The organism is Pseudomonas sp. 2VD, assembly GCF_005503585.1.
GTDB lineage: Bacteria > Pseudomonadota > Gammaproteobacteria > Pseudomonadales > Pseudomonadaceae > Pseudomonas > Pseudomonas aeruginosa.
In genome coordinates, this window is record NZ_SCND01000465.1 from 1 (window position 1) to 4,011 (window position 4,011).

4 protein-coding genes are annotated in these 4,011 nt (G+C 67.8%); all 4 read left to right on the forward strand.

What is annotated here, in order from left to right:
* Window positions 1–703: glycosyltransferase (locus FFS27_RS29785; RefSeq protein WP_137952412.1), on the forward strand; the 703-nt coding region annotated here is incomplete at its 5' end.
* A complete protein-coding gene (locus FFS27_RS29790) occupies window positions 697–1,998 on the forward strand; it encodes a glycosyltransferase (RefSeq protein ID WP_004364733.1) in 1,302 nt (433 codons plus the stop codon). The genes FFS27_RS29785 and FFS27_RS29790, both read left to right, overlap by 7 nt.
* Complete coding sequence (locus FFS27_RS29795; protein WP_003110359.1) at window positions 1,995–2,858, forward strand: class I SAM-dependent methyltransferase; 864 nt, start codon at window positions 1,995–1,997, stop codon at window positions 2,856–2,858. The genes FFS27_RS29790 and FFS27_RS29795 overlap by 4 nt, the downstream gene beginning before the upstream one ends.
* Entirely contained in the window at window positions 2,855–3,997 is a 1,143-nt protein-coding gene (locus FFS27_RS29800) for an acyltransferase family protein (RefSeq protein WP_023101736.1), read from the forward strand. Before FFS27_RS29795 ends, FFS27_RS29800 begins: the two co-directional genes overlap by 4 nt.
* The last annotated feature ends 14 nt before the right edge of the window (window positions 3,998–4,011 follow it).

A 4,011-nucleotide genomic window follows, 5' to 3' on the forward strand; every position in this document is an offset into this window, starting at 1 on the left:
GGTCGTCGTGGACGGGGTGGTCTACGTCTCGGTGTTCAATCCGCTGGACGGGCGCAAGAACTGGCATCAGCTGATCACCGCCTTCTGCTGGGCATTCCGCGACACCAGCGATGCCACGCTGGTGCTGAAGATGACCCAGAGCGACCTGACGACCTACCACGTCGAACTGCTCACCCTGCTTTCCCAACTGTCGCCGTTCGCCTGCCGGGTCATCGCCCTGCACGGCTATCTCGACGCCGCGGAGTACGCCCGTCTGTACGGAGCCGCCAGCTACTACGTGAACGCCTCGCGCTGCGAAGGCCTGTGCCTGCCGCTGATGGAGTTCATGTCCTGCGGCACCCCGGCGATCGCTCCGGACCATTCGGCGATGGCCGACTACATGGACGCCCAGGTGGGCTTCGTGGTCCGCTCCAGCCAGGAGCCCGCGGCCTGGCCGCAGGATTCGCGCCGGTTGTACAGCACCCGGCGCTACCGGCCGAGCTGGGAGTCCCTGAAGGAGGCCTACCTGGAGAGCTACCGGGTGGCCCGGGAACAGCCGGAGCGCTATCGGCAGCTGTCCACCGCGGCCAACCAACGCATGCGCGGCTACTGCGCCGGCGACGTGGTCCGCCAGCGCCTGGAACCCTTCCTTTCCGCTCGCAAGGCACCCCCTGCGCCCGGCGTCGAACTGGCGGCCACCGCCACAGGCAACGTTCCATGCTGATCATCATCCACTCCGAGACCAACAAGACCACCATCCGGCAGAACCTCGGGCGCCCGGAGTACAGCTATTACTTCGTCCTCAAGGAATTCCGTCCGCTGCTGGAAGAGATCGGCCAGGTGGTCGAAGTCAGCGATCCCGACGAACTGGTGGACCGCCTCTACCACGACTGCCGCAAGCGCGGCGAACCCTGCGTCTTCCTCTCCTTCTCGCCGCCCCATCGCACGCCGATCCACCATGCCTGCCCAACCATCCCGGTGTTCGCCTGGGAGTTCAGCACCCTGCCCAGCGAAACCTGGCACGGCGAACCGCGCCACGACTGGCGACACGTGCTGCGCCACAGCGGACGGGCCATCACCCACTCCAGCTTCACGGTCGACGTGGTGCGCGCCGCCATGGGTCGCGACTACCCGGTACTGAGCGTGCCGGCGCCGGTCTGGGATCGCTTCGCCAACCGCGCCTCGCAGCAGGCGGGCCGTCCCGAAGCCCGGGATGTGCGCCTGCGCCTGGACGGCCTGCTGGTGGACAGCCGCCAGCTGGACCTGGCCGTCCATGCCGACCCCGAGCCCTCGGCGGAGGTCCTGGCCCTGCCGGACCGCGCGGCGAAACAGGTCGAGCTGAGCCTCGACGGGGTCATCTACACCTCGGTGTTCAACCCCTACGACGGGCGCAAGAACTGGCAGGACATGATCAGCGCGTTCTGCGCCACCTTCCGCGACGAGCCCGACGCCACCCTGGTGCTGAAACTGACCCACCACAACGTCGGCGAAGCGCTGGCCGACATGCTTCACCATCTGTACAAGAACCAGTCCTACCGCTGCCGCATCGTGCTGATCCACGGCTACCTCGCCGACCCGGACTACGAGCGGCTGGTCGAGGCCACCAGCTACGTGGTGAACACCTCCTACGGCGAAGGCCAATGCCTGCCGCTGATGGAATTCATGTCCAGCGGCAAGCCGGCCGTGGCTCCGCGCAATACCGCGATGATCGACTACATCGACGCCGACAACGCCTTCATCGTCGACTCCTCGGAAGAAGCCACCGCCTGGCCCCACGACCCGCGTGCGGCCTACCGCACGCTGCGCTACATCACCGACTGGGAGTCGCTGTGCCGGGCCTACCGGGCCAGTTTCGAGGTCGCTCGCCAGGAACCGGAGCGCTACGCACGCATGTCCGCGCATGCCAGCGCCAGCCTCGAACGCTTCTGCAGCCGCAAGCTGGCCGTGGAGCGCCTGCGTCGCTTCCTCGACGAAGCGGCACAAGGCGACCCCGCCGACTTGCAAAGCATCCCGGCATGATCCGCGCCCTGCTCCAACGCTGGCGTTCCCGTCCCGCTGCGGCGAGCGAACCGGTGTCGCCACGCATGTGCGGTCTGCGCGATGCGGTGCTGGATGGCTGGTTCCGCAGCGAAACCGGCGAACTGCTCGCCGGCTTCGCCATCGGCGCCCAGGACACCCTGCTCGATCTCGGCTGCGGCGAAGGCGTCGCCACCCTCTTCGCCGCCCGCCAGGGCGCTTCGGTGATCTTCACCGACAGCGAGGAGGACAAGGTGCGGAGCCTGGCGCAGCAGGTCGAGGCGGTGGCCCGGCGGCCCTTCACCGGCCTGGTCAGCGACAGCGACCCGCTGCCGCTGCGCGACGCCTGCGCCGACAAGCTGGTGTGCATGGAAGTGCTCGAACACGTGGCCAACCCAGCGCGGGTGATGGCCGAACTCGTGCGTCTCGGGCGCCCTGGCGCGCAGTACCTGCTGAGCGTGCCGGACCCGGTCGGCGAACACCTGCAGCAGGGCATCGCCCCGGCCGACTACTTCCGGGCGCCCAACCACATCCACATCTTCTCCCGCGACGACTTCGCGCGCCTGGTGCAGGACGCCGGGCTGGTCATCGAGCACCGCCAGGCCAGCGGCTTCTTCTGGGTGATGGGCATGATCTTCTTCTGGGCCAGCGAACGGGCCGCCGGCCGTGAGCTCGGCGGCGCCGTCCGCGACCGTATCCAGCCGCCCTACCCGGCGCTGATGGAAGACTGGGCACGGCTCTGGGAAAACCTCCTGGCCCGTCCCGACGGCCTGGAGATCAAGCACCTGCTCGACCATTTCATGCCCAAGAGCCAGGTGATCATCGCGCGCAAGCCGCTCGACCCCGGACCGTCGCGGACATGAGCGGCAAACGCATCCTCGACATCGAACTGTTGCGCGGGCTGGCCGTACTCGGCGTGGTATTCCACCATCTGCACAGCAACCTGTTCAGCGGCTCCCCGGCACTGCTGGACGGCATCAACCAGCGCGTCCAGTTCTGGTGGGGCGTGGACCTGTTCTTCGCCATCTCCGGCTTCGTCATCGCCCGCACCCTCATCCCGCAACTGCGCGAGGCGCCCACACGCCAGGCATTCTGGGAACAGGCGCGGTACTTCTGGATCCGCCGCGCCTTCCGCCTGTTGCCCTCGGCCTGGCTGTGGCTGGCGCTGATCCTGGCCTGTTGCCTGCTGCTGAACCGCTCCGGAGCCTTCGGCAGCCTGTCGGCCAACCTCGCGGCGAGCCTCGCCGGTTTCCTCCAGGTCGCCAACTTCCGCTTCGCCGACAGTTTCTACCGCTACGAATACGGTGCCAGCTTCGTCTACTGGAGCCTTTCCCTGGAGGAACAGTTCTACCTCCTGCTGCCGCTGCTGATCCTCTGCCTGCGTCGCTACCTGGGCTGGGCTCTGCTGGCGCTGGTGCTGGTCCAGTTCTTCAGCCTGCGCACACCGCTGCTGATGGTATTGCGCACTGACGCCCTGGCCATCGGCGTACTGCTCGCCCTCGCCTCCCTGCAGCCTGGCTATGCCCGCTGGAACCCCACCCTGCTGGGCCGCGCCTGGAGCGGGCCGTTGCTGCTGGTCGCCGTGGCCGCGGCCCTGGGCGTGCTGGCCAGCGAAGCGTACAGCCTGGTCGCCGTGCGGATCGGCGCCATCGCGCTATTGTGCGGACTGCTGGTGTGGATAGCCTCCTACGACCGCGACTACCTGCTCTCCAACGGGCCGCTGAAGCGCTTGCTGGTCTGGGTCGGCGCGCGCTCCTATGCGATCTACCTGATCCACATCCCGGCGTTCTATCTCAGTCGCGAACTCTGCTTCCGCCTGGGCTGGGACGCCGGCGAGCGGCCCCTGTCGCTGCTCGGCACCAGCCTGGTCCTGATCGTCGTACTCAGCGAGCTCAACTACCGCTTCGTCGAGAGCCCCTGCCGCGACCTGGGCTCCCGCCTGGTCAAGCGCCTGAGCGCCGCCCGCCGCGTCGCCACCACTTCCGGAGCCACCTCATGCTGAACTTCCTCAAGAAG

Coding starts and splice junctions, on each gene's coding strand:
- FFS27_RS29795 (WP_003110359.1), top strand. CDS start 1,995: ATGATCCGCGCCCTGCTCCAACGCTGGCGTTCCCGTCCCGCTGCGGCG.
- FFS27_RS29790 (WP_004364733.1), top strand. CDS start 697: ATGCTGATCATCATCCACTCCGAGACCAACAAGACCACCATCCGGCAG.
- FFS27_RS29800 (WP_023101736.1), top strand. CDS start 2,855: ATGAGCGGCAAACGCATCCTCGACATCGAACTGTTGCGCGGGCTGGCC.